Below are 19,239 nucleotides of genomic sequence, written 5' to 3'. Positions count from 1 at the left end.
GTTGGTCAGTTAAACCATTATTTCACTTCAGGTTTGTTCATAATAAGAATGTTCCCCGTATAATTGAAAATTTCGCTTTTCAAATTTTGGTAATCCCCCTGACATTCATCGACCTCCAATTGAAGACTATCATTCTTTTTAACGTCCGCAGCACTAATGGAGTTATCGGCTATATCCAGATCGCTGCCTAAACTGTTTTCGTGCAATGAAATTTGTGATCTTACGGCCGCATTTCTATTTTCAATATCCTGCAAGCGGGATTTGTAATCCTGTAGGCGTTCAAATAGGTTAGGGATGTTGGGCTTAAAAGCATTGGAATCCAATAAACGTTTTATAAAAACAATTTCATCATCCATTAATTGAAACCTTAATTTCCATTGTTGGATTTTCCAGTGCATCAGGGCAACTTGCCTCCCGTTATCTGTGGCCGTATTTTTCTTTTCCATTTTTTTGGATCTTGGATAAAGTTAAGAACTTTTAAAAACCTTCGCAATGAGATTTGTCATCTCAATTTGAGATAAATATTTCTTGTATTTCGTTGAGTTTGGGAATTTGGACATTCCAACCATGAACATCCTTGATCTTTACCCTAAAGGCATCAAGGGAAGTAGATTCCCCATGGATAAGGAAGACTGTTTCGGGAATATTTTCTATATCCTCCATCCAATGTAACAACTCGCTTTGATCGGCATGTGCAGATAAGCTTTCCAAATGATGGATTTTTGCCTTTATCGGATAATATTTTCCAAACAGTTTTAGTTCATAGGCCCCTTCCAGCAGTTGGCGTCCACGGGTTCCTTCCGCTTGGAAACCCACCAATAAAATTGCCGTTGATGGTAGGTCTATCAGCTGTTTTAAATAAGTAAGGACCCTGCCTCCCGTAACCATTCCGCTTCCGGCAATTACAATTTTGGACCTTGGATCGTCTATGGTCTTCCAAGTATCGCCATAGGAGGTGATAATGTTGAAATGATTGCACATGGCACGGTACTCGTTCATAGGTAGCTTATGCCAATGTGGAAATTGTTCAAATACAGACAATACATTATTGCCCATGGGGCTATCTATAAAAATGGGGATATTGGGAATCTTGTTTTTTTTGTACAAATTCCAAAGTAGATACATTAGCGATTGCAGTCGTTCCACGGCAAAGGATGGGATGATCAGATTTCCCCTCTCCCTTATGGTTGTTTTTATGAGATCGCTAAGGATACCCTCCACGTCTTCCTCAGGATGTAATTTATTTCCATAGGTGCTTTCCACAAAAAGATAATCGGCCCATTTTGGACGTTCAGGGCTTTTTAATAGATTGTCCTGCAAACGGCCAACATCTCCCGAAAACACGAACAGTTTTCCGAAGATTTCCAGTTCTATAAAGGTAGCTCCAATGATATGACCGTTATATCTAAATTTATAGCGAATGTGTTCCGTAATGCTAATCCATTGGTCCTTTTCCTTGGATTGGAATAATTCTATAGTACGCTCTGCGTCTTTTACCGTGTAAAGAGGGAGTGCGGGGTTATGTTTGCTATATCCTTCCTTATTGGCCTGCTCGGCTTCTTCTTCGTGTATCTTGGCACTATCCAAAAGAATTATTCGAGTAATCGCCAAAGTGGGGGCTGTGCCAACAATTTTTCCCTTAAAGCCTTCCTTTAACAATCTGGGCAGGTATCCTGTATGGTCCAGGTGGCCATGGGTCAATAGGACCAAATCTATTTTAGAGACATCTATGGGCAAGGGATTCCAGTTTTGTTGTCGTAGTTCCTTTAGTCCTTGGAACATTCCACAATCGATCATCAGATTCAATTTAGGGGTTTCCAAGTAGAATTTAGAGCCTGTAACGGTTCCCGAAGCACCTAGGAAATGTATTTTGATAGTATTCATGATCTAATGATTGCAAAGTTGTTTAATTTCATTCAGGATTTTTTCTTTCCTGGTATTGGAGATTCCCAAATGGTCCAAAAAGAACTTATCTTTCCAAAGCTGCCTGCATAAGACCACATCCCTACTCAACAAAAACTGTTTTTCCCTATTGCTAAGTAGGGTGGATACAGTAATAGGATAAAGCCCTAAACGATCTATACGGTCTTTAAGTCCATCATTTAAGGGTAGGTCCCAACTTAAGAGGTTCAGCCCTACACATTTCCCGTAGGTTGAGGCATCGCTGGTAAAGCGTGTGTTGGTTACTACCCAACCTTTATCCAGTTCCCTACTTTCGTTTTTTTTGGTGGCCCAATTTGCTTTTACATCGTTATATCTGGAATGGATGTATAGGGGAATCTTAACGTTGCAGTTACGACCTTCTTCTGAGTGGAATTTACATTCTATTATAGTGACGGTTCCATTTTTTTCTGCAACTACATCAATTTCATGGGTAACACAGATACCGTTCATTATTTGATCTACACTAGTGTGGTAGCCGGAATATTCCAGGATGGCGGCCACAAAACGTTCAAAGGGAAAGCCAGTTGGTCCCAATTCGTATATGGCCTTCTTTAGTTTGTATTTTGACGCAAAGATCGCTTTGTTCTTTTTCAGGAGGGCATAGGCCCTATTGTAGATTTCATTGGTAGAGATGCCCTCATAGAGTTCATCCTTCACCTGTCCTACGATCTGTTCCACTAGATTATGGTCGGCCCCACTGTGTTTTAGGGATTTACGCAGTTTGTCCAAAGAAAATTTGGCCCGTTCCCCAGAGGATTTTAGAATTTCAATGTCCAATTCCTTTTCCATATCATTGCTTTAGATGAATATCCAATTCTGGTATTTTTAGTAGTTGCAAGGTGGTGGAAGCAAGTTTAACTTTGTCATCCGTAGCCATAAGGGCCTGTACTATCTGTTCGAACAGTTCGTGTTTCGTAATACGCCTTAATTTATAATCCGTGATATATCTTAAGTTTATCGCAATCCAGTTGTCCGTCGGACTAATGGCCAGGGTAGGGGCAATTTTGGCATTTTCTATATAATAGTGCTCCACCATTTCCTCCCATTTGGCCAATGAGCTTTTAGTGTATTCGGAAAGGAAATCCGTAGCCTTTTCCAGGACCAGTTTTTTTGCCAGGGCAACATCAGAATCATAGGTAATGAGTATATTGAGTTCGTCCCAAACAAAAGGGAAATCCATGGAATAGTTCTTTATGGGGCCTTTAAAAACAAAGGCGTTGCTTATCTTGACGATCCTACCCGAATAATTGTCACTGCTCACCCATTCCCCAATTTCCATTAAGGTTGTATAGATGCTATCTATATCAATGACATCCCCTTTAATGCCGTTAATTTCAATACGATCACCAGGTTTATAGACCTTTACAAAAAAGATATAGAAGGATCCCGCAATACTTAGAATCAATTCTTGAAGGGTAAATGTTATACCAGCAGTAAATAGTCCTATAATAATAGTATAGTCCTTTATATTTTCTACCGTAAATGCCATTAGGATCAAGAGCGTAATTAGTACGTAGCCAATAATCTCTACTCCTTTTTGGGCCTTATATCTAACGGAGACATTATCAATTCTTTTTTTTAAGACCCTCCGAAGAAACCCAATGAAAATTACTATGGCCAGTATCCACAATAAAAGTTTGGCAATTCGTAATACTACAGGGTCGTTAATAAAGTCCAAGGGACTGTTCATGGGCAATGGATTTAAATAAGACCGCCAGAACAATTTTTGTTTAGGCGGTCTCCCAATTAAAAAATAACCAACTATTTTTTTTGGCCAAAAAAGTCCCTGACCAAGGCTTTGGTCTGGTTTTCGGTCATGCTATCGGCTTTGGTTACGGCTTTGACTTTTTCTGCCAGGCCTTTGTGGTGTTCCAGTAGTTCTTTTTTAAATTTTTCATTGGTATCTGCCGGGCCAAAAAGCGCTATAGAATCTGCATCGCCTATGGCATCTGCAAGTTTTTTAAAATATGATTTCAATTGTGCTTTCTCCCTTTCCAGATAGGTGCGCTCATGTGTAACGTCTTGGGTTGCACCAGATTTTACCCTAGGTCCGGAGGTACCCTTGCGATTAAAAAATTCCATCTCAGAAAAAATGGTTTCCAATTTCTCTTCTTTGTTCTCCAACCGGATGATATGGGCTTTTTCCCTGTCCATCCATATTCCAATATTTTTCATAATACAGTATTTTCAAGATTCGTTCAAAGCCAAAATAGGCACTGTGGCATCATAACCAATTTCTTTGACCAATGGTCTAGAAAATATACTATTGAACAAGAAATGCTTTTTGTTAATGAACGCGATCATGTCGCTATTCCTACTTTGAACAAAAGAGGTTATTCCCTGGGCAACATCCTTATCCGGTACGGTGTGGAAGCTATGGTCTACACCTTGGAGGATGTCGTCCAAGAGTTGTTTGTGTTTTTCTTGGTCTTCGGTAAGCGTGGTTTTTTTCGTAAAGTATACAACCCTTATGGATGTATTGTGCATCTTGGCAATCTCTATCAAATAATTCAATTCCTTTCGGCTAAAGCTGGATTTATAATTCGTAGGAAAGACAATTTCCTTGGGAATGGAAAACCGCAGTTCATCTGGAACTGCCAGTACTGGACACTCCCTTATTTTCTCCATAGCATTTACCGTATTGCTTCCGAAAATGATTCCCTTGGCGCCAGTAGCTCCTTGGGTACCCATTACAACAAGGTCTATATCTTTGTTATCAATGGTCTGTTTCATAGCCTCTGAGAGAAAATTGAAGGAAGAAATGGTGTGATAACTATGTTTTGGGTTGTCATGGTGTAACTCCAGCATGTCCAATAGCTTGATAAAAGCCTCCTCCGATGCCCCTTTGGCAGCTTCGTATTCTGCACTTCCTGGTTCTGGCAATATTAAGGTATTTGTAGTGTAATTGGTCAGCCGGAATACGTTCAAAAAATAGAATTCGCAATTGAGCTTTGTATAAAGGTCCAAGGCATAGCGTGCAGCGTTCAGCGCATTTTTGGAGAAATCGGTAGGAATTAATATTCTTTTGTCCATTTCAATGCTTCTTTAGTTTTATTAAATATAATTGGGTTTGGCCATATTTACTATGACAATGGTCATTCTTGGGAGGGGAGAATTAAGAAGGGGATATCGGAATACATGCTTAAGTCTTTTACCACTGGTTCACGGGTAAGTTTTTCAAAAAGATTTCGTTTTTCATGTACCATGGCGAACAAATCCACCTTCAGTTTTTCCAAAAAGATATCTATTACCTTGGCTTTGTCGTCAAAATTTTTGATCCATTGAAAGGAATGGCCTACCTTATTTAGACTATCTTCCAATTTCTTTCTGTTTTCCTCCTGTGTCTTGTTTAGCATATGCTGTTCCTGAACGTGTACGACCCTAATGGAAGCCTTGGACAAAGAAGCCATGTAGAGCAGTTGATCTATTGTTTTTTGGCCACAATCCTTTCTCAGGTCAGTGACAAAAGCAATTTCCTTTATAGGGTGGAAATCCATTTCGCCCGGAATGGCCAATAAAGGGCATTTAAGATTATCCGCCACTTTTATGGTATTGCTCCCAAAAAATACATCGGTAGCTTCGGTGAGTCCTTTGTTCCCCATGGTTACCAAATCAATCTTATGTTCCTCTATTTGTTGCGCTATGATATTTACCAAGTCCCCTTTTTGTGATATGGTCTTAAAGGTGTGTAGAGGATTCTCATTGTCCAAGACTATTTTGTGTTTGGTATGCGTTAATTTATCTTTGGACTCCACTTCCAGTTCTTTCAGATGTTTTTTGATATTTAGTATTGGAAGCTTTTTGCCTGGGGCTATGGTAAGTTCCGAATAGGTGTTAAGAATGTAAAAAGTACATTTTTCCGATGCCAATAGTTTTGTTACGTAGAACAGGGCGCAATAGGCATTATTGGAAAAATCGGTGGCAACAAGAATATTCTTCATAATCTACAAATTAAAATTGTGGAATTACCAAAAAAGGAATAGTAACATGGAAACCTATTTTTTTGATGACAGGTTCAATAAAAAGTCGCTCCATAAAGGTGTGTTTGTTCTGAACCATGACCAGCAGGTTGATTTTTTCCTTAGCCTGGAAGGCATTGATGGCATCTATAATTTCATTATTGGGAACATTGTGGAACAATGCCTTGTTACCCAAAATCTTTTCAAGGCCTTTCTTTTGCTTTTCTCGATCTGTTGTAAGTTCATAGCCTGTGGACACGTGTAAAACATTTATTTGGGATCCGTATTCATTGGCTATGTGCAAAAGCGGACTCAACTTCTCCTTATTGTATACAATTTCATAGTCTGTTGGAAATAATATTTCCATAGGATTCTCGTACTCAAAATTGGGAGGTACCACCAGAACAGGGCAATTGGCTTTTCTTATTACGTGCACCGTATTTGTTCCAAAGAGGATCTCCTCGGCCCCTGTGGCCCCTTTGGTGCCCATTACGACCAAATCTATGCCTTCGGATTCAACCGTTTCCATAACTTCATTTACTAGGGTGTTGAAGGCAGTGTGTATAACCAGGTTATGATTAGGGTTGCTGTGTTCCTTTTCCAAACGGCTTTTTAGTTTTTCCAGTTGGGTCATGGACGTTTCCTGCATTACATCGCCCAAGCCTATCAGACCTGGACTTCCTACCAAATATTCGGCGTTGTATACCGGCGGCATATAGGTATGCATAAGGTAAAAGTTACATTTTGCATTCTTGAAAATTTTCAAGGCGTAGCCAATGGCCTTAATGGAGTTATCTGAAAAATCAGTAGGAAGCAATATTTTTTTCATAGTGTTTATTACATTGGTACAGTAAATCTAAAGCGGAAGAATTTTGAAAACCATGATATTCGTCAGTTTCATTTTCTCTTTGTTTAGGTAATTTTACTTTTTAAAAATTTGATTATGAAGGATAGTTTTAATAACATTATCAATTCAGACACCCCTGTTCTGGTTGATTTTCACGCGGATTGGTGCGGACCCTGTAAAATGTTGGCACCTATTTTAAAACAGGTCAAGGACGAAATGGGGATTGCCCTAAAAATCGTAAAGATCGATGTGGATAAGAATCAATCCTTGGCCAGTACTTATCAGGTAAGGGGGGTGCCTACCATGATATTGTTTAAAAACGGGAAGCAGGTATGGAGGCAATCCGGTGTGCTTCAAAAGAACGACATACTACAGGTTGTTCAGCAGCATATATAAAGGGCGGTCCCATGGACTCGGCCTGCAATCAAGAACCATCATTCTTATTCGTGTACTATTAGAAATGGAATCTTGGTATGGTAACTAATTTTTTCCACCGCCGGTTTAAATAGGATGCGTTCCAGGAAGTTTAGGTTCTTGGCTACCATGACCAACATATCCAAATCCCTGCTTTCTACAAAAGCTTGCACCGCGTCATCCAGGTTCTTTATGGTAAGGGTATGAAAGGAATGTTCGTTTTCACTAAAATAATTCTTTATAAATTCCTTGTTCTTCATCTGTAGATCCGTAAGGTCCTTTCCTTTTTGGGACACATACAGAAAGCGTAGTGCAGCCTTGTGCATAATGGTAAGTTCCTTAATATGGTTAAGGACCTTAATGTCATAGCTTAACTGGAAATCTGTAGGAAACCCTATTTCTCGTGGGGTATTGTATTCGGCGTCTTCAGGCACTGCCAAAACCGCGCATCGTACTTTGGTCAATACGTTGCCGGTATTGCTTCCTATGGAAACAGCTTTAAGACCAGTGGCCCCTTTGGTTCCCATAATGATCAGGTCAATGTCTTTATCCTTCACTTCCTGCTTAATATGATCGGTAAAAAATCCGTATAAGGCCGATATATTGAATGAATGTTTGGTGTTTAGCGGCAGGCGTTCGACCTCTTTAAGCAATTTTTCCAATTTTTCCCTACTTTCCTTAAGGATGGTTTCCTCCAATATTTCCGGAGAGACATACATGGCGGCTTCGCCTCCGGAATTGTAGGAAATGGGATTTATATGGACGATATGAAAAGTACATCTGGTTTTAGAGTACAATGCCGTACCATATTTAATGGCATTCCAAGCATTGTCAGAGAAGTCGGTAGGTATCAATATATTTTTCATAAAAGTTTTTTTAAAGGTTTAATATGGTTTGGTATGGTTGGCAAATTATAATGAACTAAAATTAATCGTTCTTTAATTGTTCCCGAATGACATATATCATGTTGGCTCTAATAGCTGTAAAATGACAGTGGTGTTTAGGGCTCTATAAGTGGAAATATTAGAAAAGGTACTTCCGTATTGAAGGCTACCCGCTTTATCACATTTTCCTTGGTAAGCTTCTCAAAGAAACTATGCCAATAGTTTACCATGGCGATCATTCCTATGTTTTCATTTTCATGGGTATAGTCATTTATGGCCCCAGAAATAGTACTATGTCCTTTAACCTCTTCAAAACGGTGTTTTAGGCCAAAGAACCGTTCGGGCAATGTATCCTTGGCAGTAATTTGATGGGCTTGCAAATCCTTGCCCGTATCAATATGTACTATGCTTATTCTGGAGTCCCATAATTTGGCCAGTCCTATAAGTGGTACTAATTCTACCTCACTGTAGATATGTTCAAAATTTGTGGCAAAGGCTATTTCATCAGGAAGGTCAAAATTATAATTTTCAGGAACGGCAATGATAGGACAGAAGTCTATTTTCTGAATGATCCTTACCGTGTTACTGCCCATAAACACCTCTTTTAATGCAGAGGAACCTTTGGTTCCCATAAAAATGTATTGTATGCCCTTATCTATTGTGGTTCTCCCTATGGCATTGACCAAAGAATCGGCAATGCTCAATCCATTGAAGGAGTGCTTGCTATTTGTGTTTTTGGATTTCAATTCGTCTATTAGGGATTTTATGTCTCTATTGGATTCATCTTTTATAGCCCTAAATAGTCGGGTGTCTTTTGCCTTTCCCATTGTACTGCTTAAGTTGGAGGCCCCTACTTCAAAGGCATTCAAAATATGGAATACACAGTTCTCCTTTTCAAATAGATAAATGGCATAGTCTATGGCATTGCGGGCGTTTGTGGAAAAGTCTGTGGGTAGAAGTATATGCTTGGCTTTCATCTGTTTGTTGTTATTGCTCCTAAGGGGTAACACCTGTCTGAAAGTTTCGTTCTTTGAGGCGTAGCCTTGGATGATTAAAAAATGTCAGGACCCTTTTTGCATAATAATATTCGGCATTATGTGGGTCCTTCTCTAATAATGGTTGAACCTCTTTTAATTCCTTCTCCTAGGATTGCCCAGGAAGAAACAAGACCGGTACCATGGAATGGAAGGCTATTTTTTTAATAATAGGCTCTTCTATAATTCTTTCCCAAAAGCTATGTCGGTATCTCACCATGGTAAGGAGATCGGCCTTGGTTTCATTAACATACCGCTCAACACTTTGCGCAATATTGTCATCGAAGTTAATATCATGCAGGGTATATGTATAAGCGCCCAACCGTTCTTCCAAAATTTTCAGGTTCGTTTTCTGGTCATCGGTAAGAATAAATTCTACTGCCACATATATCACCTGTATGGCAGTGTTCCAAAGTTCTGCAAGTTCTAGCATGGGAAATAGCTCAAACTTTTCATATTTTCTTGTATAATCTGTTGGAAATACGAGTGTTTTTAGCTTTTGGAAGTTAAAGTCATTGGGAACTACTAAAATGGAAATATTTTTAAGCTGTTTTAAGACTTTTACCGTATTACTGCCCATAAAGATTTCCTTTGCCCCAGTAGCACCTTGGGTACCCATAACAACCAGGTCAATATCTTTGATCTTGACTAATTCCTTGACCGATCCTTCTAAGGTGTCGGATCTGGAAATGGTTTCAAAGCTATGGTTCTGGTTGTTGTGGTTTTGGTTGAGGTAAGACAAAATCTTATCTAGTTCCTGTACCGAATTTTGAGCCAATGAGTCATAAATTACACCTAATCGCTGTTGGTATTTTTGCCCCAACATGTTCATGGCCTTTGGTTCATAGGCATGTAGAATGAGAAACTTACATTGTACATTGGCATATAGTTTTAATGCTGTGAATATGGCATTCCAGGCATTATCGGAAAAATCTGTCGGCAACAATATATTTTTCATCAATTGGTTTTTTTAAGGGATTCTTCCCAAGTTTCCGGTATGGCCACAAAAGGTATCCTGGAATGATATCCAATGGAGTCTATGGTAGATTTATTGATCAGGCGATGTAAGAATGTATGTTTGCGGTTCATGATGGCCAGTAGCCCAATTCTGTGTTTTTCCACATATTCATGTATGGCATTGGGCATTAATTCGCCCTTCACCTGCTCAAAGCTATGGTCCATGGGTTGAAGGAAAGCGCCAAGTGCTTTTTTATGGGCATTTTGTTGCTCATTAAGCACAAAATCTTCCTTAACATTTAATACAATCAGTTTAGTCTTGTGCCATTTGCAAATTTCACCTAGAAAACCTAAAGCTTCCGGGTCATAAGGCCTGGTGTAATCTGTAGGGAAGACGATGGTATCAATTTCCTTAAAGGCATAACCATTGGGAATGGCCAATACCGGAATCTTGGCTTTTTTGATAACATGGACCGTGTTGGTTCCCAAAAAGATTTCCTTGGCCCCTGTAGCCCCCTGGGTTCCCATGGCAATAATGTCCAATCCTTCCCGTGCTGTAACCTCTTCAATTTCATCGGTTAGAATATTAAAAGAAGAAATGGTCTTGAATTGATGGTTTTTATTTGGGTAATTCTTTCTTATGTCGCTAAGCGTTTTTTCCAAACCTTTCTGGGCCGTCTCGACCCCCTCGTCCGGAATAGCACTGTTCACCGGACCGCCCATCATGTAATCTACCCTATAAAAAGTGGGCGTATAGGTGTGAAGTATATAGAAAAGACACTTTTCATTTTGGAAATAATTTAAGGCATACGCGATGGCGTTCCAAGCATTGGCGGAAAAATCGGTGGGCAATAATACTTTTTTCATCCTTATATCTTTTTAGAATTATCGGGGTAGATTCTGCATCACTAAAAAGGGAATATTTAAACGTAGCCCAATTTCGTCTACCGTTGATCTGTAAAGCATGTCTTCCAAGAATGAGTGGCGCGAGTTTACCATGACCAATAAATTTATGTTGTTCTTTTTGATGTAATCCATTATGGCTTGCGCCTTATTCATTGTGGGGCGTCTTTCAAAAAACAGGAAGGCTTCTGCCAATGATTCCCTAAGGAAACGTTGGTTGTCTATCTGCCTGTTGCTTAAATCTTCAAAGTCCGAAATATAAAGACAGTGAATTTCCGATTTAAATTCGGCGGCCAAGGTGTTCAACAACTTCAATTCCCTACGTTTATAAGGCAGCATATAATCTGTGGGAAACAATATCTTTTTTGGCTGATGGTACTTATAGTCCAAAGGAACTGCTAATACCGGGCACTGCACGTATTTGAAAACCTGTACCGTATGGCTGCCGAAAGTAATTTTTTTGTCGGCAGTTTGTCCTTTTGTACCCATTATGACCAGGTCAACATTTATTTGGTTGGCAAAGTCGTTAACGGCATCGACCAAAGTGTCGAATGCCGATAGGGTTTCGTAAGTGTGTTTTGGATTGTGTTCCCTGGCAGCTAGTTTTTGTATGAGATCTTTTAAGGATTTATCCGTGTTATTCCTAACAGTTTCCTTTTGTTCTTCAAAAGAGGTTTCCCCATTGTTTTTGAAGGGGCCATAAACCTCGTCTGCATAGGCATGTAAAAAGTAGAAATTGGTGCGTTCACATTTATATAGATTAAGTGCATAATCTATGGCATGCATAGCGCTCTTGGAAAAATCGGTAGGAATTAAAACTGCTCTCATAGGGTTTCTTTTGTATACCTACCAAAGTTATCGGTAGCGACCTACAAAACCTATGACATTTATCAGTCGCCATATATCACAATAGGGGGGAGGTTTATTCGTGCATGACCAATAAAGGAATACTGGTCTGAAAACTGATTTTTTTAATGGAGGTATCGAACAGCAGTTGTTGTAAAAAATTTAGGTTTTTGGCCACCATGAGTACCATGTCTATATTCTCTCTGACTACAAATTGCTCGATGGCCCTTTTTGCCTTTTCATTTTTTAAGTGGTGGATGCTATGCAAATCTTCATAAAGTTCCAATAAATAGTCCTGTAGATAGATCATGTTCTCATTTTGCGTGTCATTTAATTGTACCCCAGGCTTGGAGACATTAACAACTCTTAGCTTGGCCTTTGTGATACGCAACATATTTGAAATTGCTTCCAATATGGAATGGGAATAGAAAATATGGTAATCGGTAGGAAAGGCAATTTCCTTAGGGATGCATTGCTCGGCTTTTTCCGGAATCATCAATAAATTACAGGGTACTTTGGTCATGACATTCCCGGTATTGCTGCCCAATATGGTTTCTTTAATGCCAGAAGCCCCTTTGGTTCCCATGACAATCAGATTTATCTTTTTATCCGATACCGTCTTTCGAATAATATCTATGAGATTGCCAAATTCATGGAGAGCAATAAAATGATGTTCCTTGTTGGTGGTGCTGGTCTTAATGCGGCCAAAAATATCTGCTAAATGGTTCCTGGGATCCGTATTTAATCTTTTGGACGGCATAACAAAGGAATTGCTCTCTACGCCCGATCTACTTAAGGGATCAACATGGAGAACGTAAAAATTACAGGGGGCATCTTTGAACAGCTTTAGGGCATATGCAATAGCGTTCCATGAATTTTCGGAAAAATCGGTGGGGAACAGTATATTCTTCATTCAACTTTAAATAGAAACATCCATACAAAACTAGACCTATGGTCAAGCTTGAAATATGACAATGGTCAGTTTCCAAAAAAAAGTTATACGAATAATCTTAATTGATGTAATGCAGGGCCTTTAATTCCTTGATACGGATATTTCGACCTTCAATTTCTATAAGCCCTTCCTTTTTGAACCCGGACAGTGTCCGGATAAGGCTTTCCGTGGCAATACCGGCTACACTGGCCAAATCGTTTCGTGAAATCTTAATAGGGTCTTCGGATTTTTTGTTCATTAGTTCTGCGAACTGCAACAAGGTTTGGGCGGTTTTCTTACGCACGGAACTATAGGCCATTTGCAGTAATTGCTGCTTTATGTCCTTGATATTCCCAGTAAGCAGTTCCATTAACTCCAGGGAGATATTATGGTTCTGCTCCAATACCTGTTTTAGGTTTTCCTTGGATATCCCGGCCAGTTCCACATCCTCAATGGCAGTTGCCGATTCTTGATAAGGGATATTTTCTATAAAGGAGGTAAAACCTAAAAAGTCGTCTGCCCTATAAAGGGAAGTGATCAATTCTTTTCCGTCCTCGTCCATGGTATGGCATTTTACGACCCCTTTTAGAATAAGGTATATTTTATGTGAATAGGTTCCTTCTTGGTAGATGGTACTTCCTTGGTTAAAACTAGTGGGTTCCCCATTGTCGTCAAAAAAATTCTTCAACTCGTTCAAGGAGCGTATCTGATCTTCCGGTTGGGTAGGATGCAAGGATCCTTCCTTTGCCAGACGTCCCAAAAGCTCCACCTTTGCCAATCTACTTTCAATGGCATTTATAAGGTCTTCTTCCTCGAAAGGTTTGGTAAGGTAATCATCTGCACCAAGATCCATTCCCCGTCTTATCTCTTTGTGTTCGGTTTTGGCAGATAGGAATATAAAGGGAATATGTTTGGTTTTTTCATGGACAGACAACTCTTTAAGCACCCCATAACCATCTACCTCTGGCATCATAATGTCACAGACGATGATATCCGGTAATTTCTCCTTGGCCATTTGAATACCAATTTTTCCGTTAGGGGCAGTTATCATGGAATAACCTGAAAGCTCCAAGAGCTCTTCGGTGTTTTCACGTAATGCCCTATCGTCCTCTATTAATAGAATAGTCTTCATTGTTAATTCAATTTACGTTTTCTAATGGGATAACTATAGTAAAAATGGATCCTTTATTTTCTTCACTGGTAAATTCAATGGTGGCACCAAGATTTTCCAAATGCTGTTTTGCAATGTTAAGTCCAATGCCAGTACCTTGGTTTAACAACGCATTTTCTGCCCTAAAATAACGATTAAAAATATGTTTTTGGTCTTCTTCAGGTATGCCAATACCACAATCGATGACATTTATTAAAATAGTATCCTTAACCCTGCTCACAGCGAGACTTATGGTTGTATCCTCAGGGGAATATTTTATGGCATTGTGTATTAGGTTGGACAATGCCAGTTCCAAGGTTTTTTCGTCAAATCTGATGAAAATATCATCAATATTCTCGGGATATTGGATGGTTTGGCCCGCCTTAAGGAGCATGTTGGCACCATAAACTACTTCGTTTACAATTTTACTTAGAGGGAAGGTTTCGATCTTGTAGTTTACCTTTCCCGAATCCAAACGCTCTACCGAAAGAAAATCGGTTAAAATGGTATCCAAATACCGTACTTTGTTCTTTATGGTTTCTACGTGTTTGTCTCGCTTTTCCTGTTGGTGGCTTTCGGTATATTTGGCCAATAAGGTTATGGAGGTAAGGATACTGCTCAAAGGGGTTTTGAATTCATGGGAAACCAAGGATAGGAAACGTGTTTTAAGCTCATTCAATTCCTTCTCCTTGGCCAAGGCTTCGGTGAGTTGTTTGGTGCGTTCTTGGACCTTTTTTTCTAATTTTTCGGTATAATTTTTACGCTCTGTAATGTCTAAAATAATAGCAACAATAACCTCATTTTCACCAAATGTGGATAGTTGCAAATGTACTTCTACAGGATATACGGATCCGTCTTTTCTTTGATGTTCGGTTTCAAACTTAACCTTATCCCTTTTGCCTTTAAGCAAAGGTTCTATAAGTAACTGGAATTGCGGGGCATCCATGTTGGGCTTTATATCCAATGGTTTCATGGCCTTAAATTCTTCCAACTTATAGCCCATATTTCGCTGGGCCTCTTTGTTTACGTTCACAAAATGTAATGTGTTGGCGTCGAAAACGTAGATTTCATTAAGGGATTCATCAAATATCTTGGCCCAATGGCTCAATTCCCTTTCTTTGATCTTACGTTCGGTAATATCAATTACTAAAGCCATGACATAGGTTTCGTTATAAAGCTTAAATGGATTTAGACCCGCCTCGACCGGAAATTCCTCCCCATTTTTTCGTACCCCGTGCAAATCCCTGCCCCGGCCCATTTGCCGACGTTCACTTTTGTCAATAAAATCCTCAACATGGTGACCGTGATGTCCGTGGAACCTTCTGGGTATTAGGGTGTCCAATGGTTTTCCCAAAAGTTCTCCTTTTTCGTAACCAAACATTCTCCCGGCCGAGGAATTGGTGGCCACTATAATCTGTTTGGTATTGACAACTATAATTCCTTCGGATACCCCTTCGGAAAGTAGATTGAATATTTCACTGTTTTTTTGAAAGGCCTGCATAAGCCAAAGATAAAATTTTTAAACTGATTATTGTCATATTAAAAGCTTGGTCTATTCGCTATTTTTAGCTCACTCTTTTTAATAATATAACAATGAAAAATACAAGTGAAGTAGGTAAGGAACTGTACGAAAACTTGGGAAAATTATTCTACGCCATTGCCATGGCAGACTCCCGCGTTCATGAAAAGGAAGTTAGCAAGCTTAGGACCTTTATTAGGCAATATTGGTTGAAGGTGGATGAGCTGGAGGACGATTTTGGGACCGATGCAGCTTATCAGATCGAATCGGTATTTGATTGGTCAATGGACCATGATCTGGACAGTGAAGCCTGTTACGCCGATTTTAGGGAGTTCTATGAGGATAATAAAGGTATGTTCAGTGCATTTATCAAGGTGCTTATTTTGGACACCGCAAATGCCATTTCCAATAGTTTTTCAGGAAAAAATAAGTCAGAGTTGGTGATGCTGGGCAAACTGGAACTTTTGCTAAAGGAATAGTAATGTAGAATTGGTCGGGACCCTGATCATTGATCAGATCTTAAATGTCATTACCGGCAATCTTGCGTGGTTGGCGATATCTTCACCTATACTTCCCAATAAGAAATGTGAAAGGCCTTTTCTTCCATGTGTTGGAAGTGCCAGGAGGTCAAATTTTTCGGTCTTACTGAAATTAAGAATTCCGTTTTCTACACTGCGGTCATTGTATATTTCAACTTTGGATTGGGTGTCCCCGGCCTTCCACATAAATTTGGCTATGCGATCTTCCCCTTCAGGTGTACTCAAAAAATCTTGATATGGGGTATTGATGTAAATCAATTTTAATTGGGCCGAAAATTCTTTTGCCATCAACTTAACATTCTTAAATGCCGGAATCATATCTTCTGAAAAACTACAGGCGAAAAGGATATTGTTTATAGTGAAGTTTGAATTTGGCTCTTTTATTACCAAAACAGGGACATTGGAAGTGCGCACTACCTTTTCTGTATTGGATCCAACAAAAATTTCATTGAAGCCAGTGCTGCCATGCGAACCCATCACGATCAAATCTATATTTTGTTCCTTGGCCACATTGTTGAGCTCATTGAATACTTTGTAGTTCTGTACTATTTTATGAATAGTAATGTCCTTTAGATAGGGTTTGTCCAGAAAGGTCCTAAATTTTTTCTTAGCAAGCCCCATAAAGTATTTGGCTTCTTCGTACTCTGAAAATTCTTCTTCGGCAAATGCTGCCTCCGAAATTCCCAGCATATGTAATACGGTAATTTCCGCGTTCTGCTGTTTTGCTATGCCGGCAGCGACCTCCAGTGCATAGGCCGAGTGATTTGAAAAATCAACAGGTACCAATATGTGTTTCATTTTATTTTTTTTATGGTTGTGATCATCTTGGGTCTACTTTTGGCAGCGGTTTCAATTCGCCAGTTCGGAGAAAAGGTCGCCAATACAAAATTTTCATATCTGTTTGGGCGGTGCCAAGGATCCCGTTTAACGCCAGAATGTTCTGAAACAAAAATATACAGTTGCTGTGCCATTTAAAATGATATTGGTCACAATAGCCAGCATTACTTAATTACCGTTTTGGGATCCCCTGTGCTTTGGGTGAAAATAAGTCCAATATAAAATCTTCAAAAGCTTCTAAACCCTGAATATTTATGATATTATGAAGAGGGAATTTACTATTTGTGAACTACTGACTTTGGTCATTTTGTACAGCATATCCAAACATTACTTTAGTAGAAATAAAAATCAAAGTCATGAAAAATATTATTATCACAGCATTCGCAATGTTCATGTTTCCAAACGTATTTCATTCCCAAACGGTTAAAAATATTGAAGAGATAGCTCCTTTCAACGAAGGTTTGGCAGCTGTTCGCCAGGGCAACCAATGGGGATTTATTAATGAGGAGGGTCAATTGGTCATTAATTTTCGCAACGATATTTATTGGAACCAGGATGCCGATACCTCAAAAAAGGATATTTCAGGCGTTCAATATCCTATGTTCAATGAAGGAAGGTGCCTGATCACCAAAATTGTTGAGGATGGTGTTCCCGTTTTCGGATTTATGGATACCAAGGGTAATGTAGTTCTTGAACCCCAGCTACTAAATGTTTATCCCTTTAAGAATGGTTTTACCACGGCTGTTCTTTTTGAGAAATCCATGAAGGGGAAAAACGAATTCAATCTAGATATTTACGAATTTAAATTTCACGATGTTATGTTGGATATCTCTGGGGAAATTGTGGAGTTTTTCAATAGAAGGTATAATATCCAAATGACCAAAAAAAGGTACCAAAGACCTTCGGTAGGGGTGAAACAATTATCAAAAGGCTTGGTTGGGGTACATACTCAAGATCAAGGTTGGGAAGTAAGAAAGATAACTTTAAACAATTAAGATGTTGCGACTAAAGGGTAAAGTAGCCGTTATAACGGGCGGTGCTGGGGGCATAGGATTGGCCACGGCAAAACTGTTTTTACAGGAAGGTGCCAAGGTGGTTATCGTGGATATTGATAGGGAAGTTTTGGAAAGGGCGATTTTGGCCATAGATCACGAGAATCTGTCCATTTGTGTTGCCGATGTTTCAAAGGCCACGGATACCGAAAAGTTTGTCGAGACAACGCTAGAGGTTCATGGAAAGATCGATATATTTTTCGCTAATGCGGGAATTGAAGGTGTTTCCAAACCAATTACGGAATATCCGGACGAGATTTTCGATAAGGTAATTGGGGTAAACCTAAAAGGAGTTTGGTTGGGTTGCAAGCATGTAATTCCGAAAATGCAGCGCGGTGGAAGTGTAATTATTACTTCCTCTGTAGCCGGTTTAAAGGGTTTTGCCGGATTGGGAGCTTATGTGGCCAGCAAACATGCGGTGGTTGGTTTAATGAGGGTCGCTGCCCAAGAAAATGCCGAGCGTAAAATTCGTGTGAATACCATTCATCCAGGTCCCGTTAACAATAATATGATGCGGCGTATAGAAGTGGAAATGTCGCCCAGCAGTCCTGATGAGGTTATGAAAGGCTTTGAGGCCGCTGTACCTTTGGGTAGATATGCAGAATCCAAGGAGATTGCGGAGATGGCGCTTTTCTTGGCCTCGGACGAGAGTAAGTATATTACCGGAACAACCCATGTGGTAGATGGCGGTATGTTAAGTTCTTGAGATATGGATAAGGAAGATATAAGAAAATATTTGGAGGGTGGAGACCTAAGGACCATAGGAGGGGTAAATTTTCTTGTTCCTTTAATACGAAATCAAAAGGACTTCGACCGTTTATTCCATTATTTCCGCGCTAAGGATAGGCATATAGTAATGAGGGCTGCGGATGCCGTGGAAAAAATTACGCTACGGCACCCGGAATATCTGGAAAGTCACAAAAGTACCTTATTGGGATTGACCCAAAGTTCAGATGATAAGGAATTGAAGTGGCATCTGTCCTTGTTGGTGTCCAGGTTGCTCCTTAATGATCATGAGCTGAAATTAGTCTTGGCCAAACTAAAGGAGTGGGCAAACGATCCTGCCGAAAGTAGGATCGTAAGGGTGAACGCTTTACAGGCCCTATGTGAAATTAAAGACCAAGATCCAGGATTGGAAAAGGACTTTAGGAGTCTTATCCGAAAATTGCAAAAGGAGGAAATAGCTTCGATAAATGCCAGGATACGAAAATTAAAAATAAGCTGATATTGGCCCTTCATTCTTCCAATATTACCGGATATTACCGCCAGGCCTTTCCTAATTTGTTTTTACCGTGCTATAATATTTCAGGTTTCAAGATTATGGGTTTGCTTTCCTAGGTATTTGCACGGGGCAATGTTAGCACTTATGACATTTGTCATTGGCAATGTCCTGCTGTGGAAATATCTTCAACAAAATATTATT

General features: G+C 39.5%; 22 protein-coding genes. 5 read left to right on the top strand and 17 right to left on the bottom strand.

Annotated elements, in window-relative coordinates:
• Window positions 1-17: 17 nt before the first annotated feature.
• From B9Y87_RS05480 to B9Y87_RS05445, 8 genes are all read right to left on the bottom strand, one after another.
• A complete protein-coding gene (locus B9Y87_RS05480; RefSeq protein WP_085496983.1) occupies window positions 18-446 on the bottom strand; it encodes a hypothetical protein in 429 nt (142 codons plus the stop codon).
• Window positions 447-507: 61 nt separating this feature from the next.
• Complete coding sequence (locus tag B9Y87_RS05475) at window positions 508-1,884, bottom strand: MBL fold metallo-hydrolase RNA specificity domain-containing protein (RefSeq protein ID WP_085496981.1); 1,377 nt, start codon at window positions 1,882-1,884, stop codon at window positions 508-510.
• Window positions 1,885-1,887: 3 nt separating this feature from the next.
• Window positions 1,888-2,733, bottom strand: a complete 846-nt coding sequence (locus B9Y87_RS05470; protein ID WP_085496979.1) for an ATP cone domain-containing protein — start codon at window positions 2,731-2,733, stop codon at window positions 1,888-1,890.
• A 1-nt stretch (window position 2,734) separates the two neighbouring features.
• Window positions 2,735-3,634, bottom strand: a complete 900-nt coding sequence (locus B9Y87_RS05465) for a mechanosensitive ion channel family protein (protein ID WP_085496977.1) — start codon at window positions 3,632-3,634, stop codon at window positions 2,735-2,737.
• A 71-nt stretch (window positions 3,635-3,705) separates the two neighbouring features.
• A complete protein-coding gene (locus tag B9Y87_RS05460) occupies window positions 3,706-4,119 on the bottom strand; it encodes a hypothetical protein (protein WP_085496975.1) in 414 nt (137 codons plus the stop codon).
• Between the two features lie 12 nt (window positions 4,120-4,131).
• Window positions 4,132-4,977 carry a universal stress protein gene (locus B9Y87_RS05455; RefSeq protein WP_085496973.1) on the bottom strand — a complete coding sequence of 282 codons (846 nt, stop codon included), beginning with the start codon at window positions 4,975-4,977 and terminating at the stop codon, window positions 4,132-4,134.
• Window positions 4,978-5,039: 62 nt separating this feature from the next.
• A complete protein-coding gene (locus B9Y87_RS05450) occupies window positions 5,040-5,885 on the bottom strand; it encodes a universal stress protein (RefSeq protein WP_085496970.1) in 846 nt (281 codons plus the stop codon).
• Between the two features lie 10 nt (window positions 5,886-5,895).
• Complete coding sequence (locus tag B9Y87_RS05445) at window positions 5,896-6,732, bottom strand: universal stress protein (protein WP_085496969.1); 837 nt, start codon at window positions 6,730-6,732, stop codon at window positions 5,896-5,898.
• A 114-nt stretch (window positions 6,733-6,846) separates the two neighbouring features.
• On the opposite strand from B9Y87_RS05445, the gene trxA reads away from it, so the two are divergent.
• The gene (gene trxA, locus B9Y87_RS05440) at window positions 6,847-7,146 is read left to right on the top strand and encodes a thioredoxin (protein WP_085496967.1); all 300 of its coding nucleotides are present in this window, start codon (window positions 6,847-6,849) and stop codon (window positions 7,144-7,146) included.
• A 44-nt stretch (window positions 7,147-7,190) separates the two neighbouring features.
• On the opposite strand, the gene B9Y87_RS05435 is transcribed toward trxA, so the two are convergent.
• The 8 genes from B9Y87_RS05435 to B9Y87_RS05400 all read right to left on the bottom strand — a co-directional run bounded on the left by B9Y87_RS05435 (window position 7,191) and on the right by B9Y87_RS05400 (window position 15,370).
• Window positions 7,191-8,030, bottom strand: a complete 840-nt coding sequence (locus tag B9Y87_RS05435; RefSeq protein ID WP_085496966.1) for a universal stress protein — start codon at window positions 8,028-8,030, stop codon at window positions 7,191-7,193.
• A gap of 134 nt (window positions 8,031-8,164) precedes the next feature.
• Window positions 8,165-9,025 carry a universal stress protein gene (locus B9Y87_RS05430; RefSeq protein WP_085496964.1) on the bottom strand — a complete coding sequence of 287 codons (861 nt, stop codon included), beginning with the start codon at window positions 9,023-9,025 and terminating at the stop codon, window positions 8,165-8,167.
• Between the two features lie 166 nt (window positions 9,026-9,191).
• Window positions 9,192-10,040 (bottom strand): universal stress protein, encoded by an 849-nt coding sequence (locus B9Y87_RS05425; protein WP_085496962.1) that lies wholly within the window; start codon window positions 10,038-10,040, stop codon window positions 9,192-9,194.
• Entirely contained in the window at window positions 10,040-10,906 is an 867-nt protein-coding gene (locus tag B9Y87_RS05420) for a universal stress protein (RefSeq protein WP_085496960.1), read from the bottom strand. Before B9Y87_RS05420 ends, B9Y87_RS05425 begins: the two co-directional genes overlap by 1 nt.
• A gap of 18 nt (window positions 10,907-10,924) precedes the next feature.
• On the bottom strand, window positions 10,925-11,770 hold the full coding sequence (locus B9Y87_RS05415) for a universal stress protein (RefSeq protein WP_085496958.1): 846 nt from the start codon (window positions 11,768-11,770) through the stop codon (window positions 10,925-10,927).
• A 94-nt stretch (window positions 11,771-11,864) separates the two neighbouring features.
• Window positions 11,865-12,701: a universal stress protein gene (locus B9Y87_RS05410; protein WP_085496956.1), complete on the bottom strand. Its 837-nt coding sequence runs from the start codon at window positions 12,699-12,701 to the stop codon at window positions 11,865-11,867.
• A 97-nt stretch (window positions 12,702-12,798) separates the two neighbouring features.
• On the bottom strand, window positions 12,799-13,851 hold the full coding sequence (locus B9Y87_RS05405) for a response regulator (protein ID WP_085496955.1): 1,053 nt from the start codon (window positions 13,849-13,851) through the stop codon (window positions 12,799-12,801).
• Between the two features lie 7 nt (window positions 13,852-13,858).
• On the bottom strand, window positions 13,859-15,370 hold the full coding sequence (locus B9Y87_RS05400) for a sensor histidine kinase (protein ID WP_085496953.1): 1,512 nt from the start codon (window positions 15,368-15,370) through the stop codon (window positions 13,859-13,861).
• A gap of 92 nt (window positions 15,371-15,462) precedes the next feature.
• Here B9Y87_RS05400 and B9Y87_RS05395 point away from each other — a divergent pair, with 92 nt between their 5' ends.
• A complete protein-coding gene (locus B9Y87_RS05395) occupies window positions 15,463-15,867 on the top strand; it encodes a hypothetical protein (protein ID WP_085496951.1) in 405 nt (134 codons plus the stop codon).
• 33 nt (window positions 15,868-15,900) lie between these two features.
• On the opposite strand, the gene B9Y87_RS05390 is transcribed toward B9Y87_RS05395, so the two are convergent.
• A complete protein-coding gene (locus tag B9Y87_RS05390; RefSeq protein WP_085496949.1) occupies window positions 15,901-16,725 on the bottom strand; it encodes a universal stress protein in 825 nt (274 codons plus the stop codon).
• Between the two features lie 395 nt (window positions 16,726-17,120).
• Here B9Y87_RS05390 and B9Y87_RS05385 point away from each other — a divergent pair, with 395 nt between their 5' ends.
• The 3 genes from B9Y87_RS05385 to B9Y87_RS05375 are packed head-to-tail and all read left to right on the top strand — an operon-like array spanning window position 17,121 to window position 19,041.
• Window positions 17,121-17,759, top strand: coding sequence for a WG repeat-containing protein (locus B9Y87_RS05385; RefSeq protein ID WP_085496946.1), 639 nt, complete (start codon window positions 17,121-17,123; stop codon window positions 17,757-17,759).
• 1 nt (window position 17,760) lies between these two features.
• On the top strand, window positions 17,761-18,522 hold the full coding sequence (locus B9Y87_RS05380) for an SDR family NAD(P)-dependent oxidoreductase (protein ID WP_176225594.1): 762 nt from the start codon (window positions 17,761-17,763) through the stop codon (window positions 18,520-18,522).
• 3 nt (window positions 18,523-18,525) lie between these two features.
• A complete protein-coding gene (locus B9Y87_RS05375; protein WP_085496944.1) occupies window positions 18,526-19,041 on the top strand; it encodes a hypothetical protein in 516 nt (171 codons plus the stop codon).
• Window positions 19,042-19,239: the final 198 nt, after the last annotated feature.

This window comes from Arenibacter troitsensis (genome assembly GCF_900177645.1).
GTDB classification, from domain to species: domain Bacteria; phylum Bacteroidota; class Bacteroidia; order Flavobacteriales; family Flavobacteriaceae; genus Arenibacter; species Arenibacter troitsensis.
This window is presented reverse-complemented; position numbering and strand designations above follow the sequence as displayed.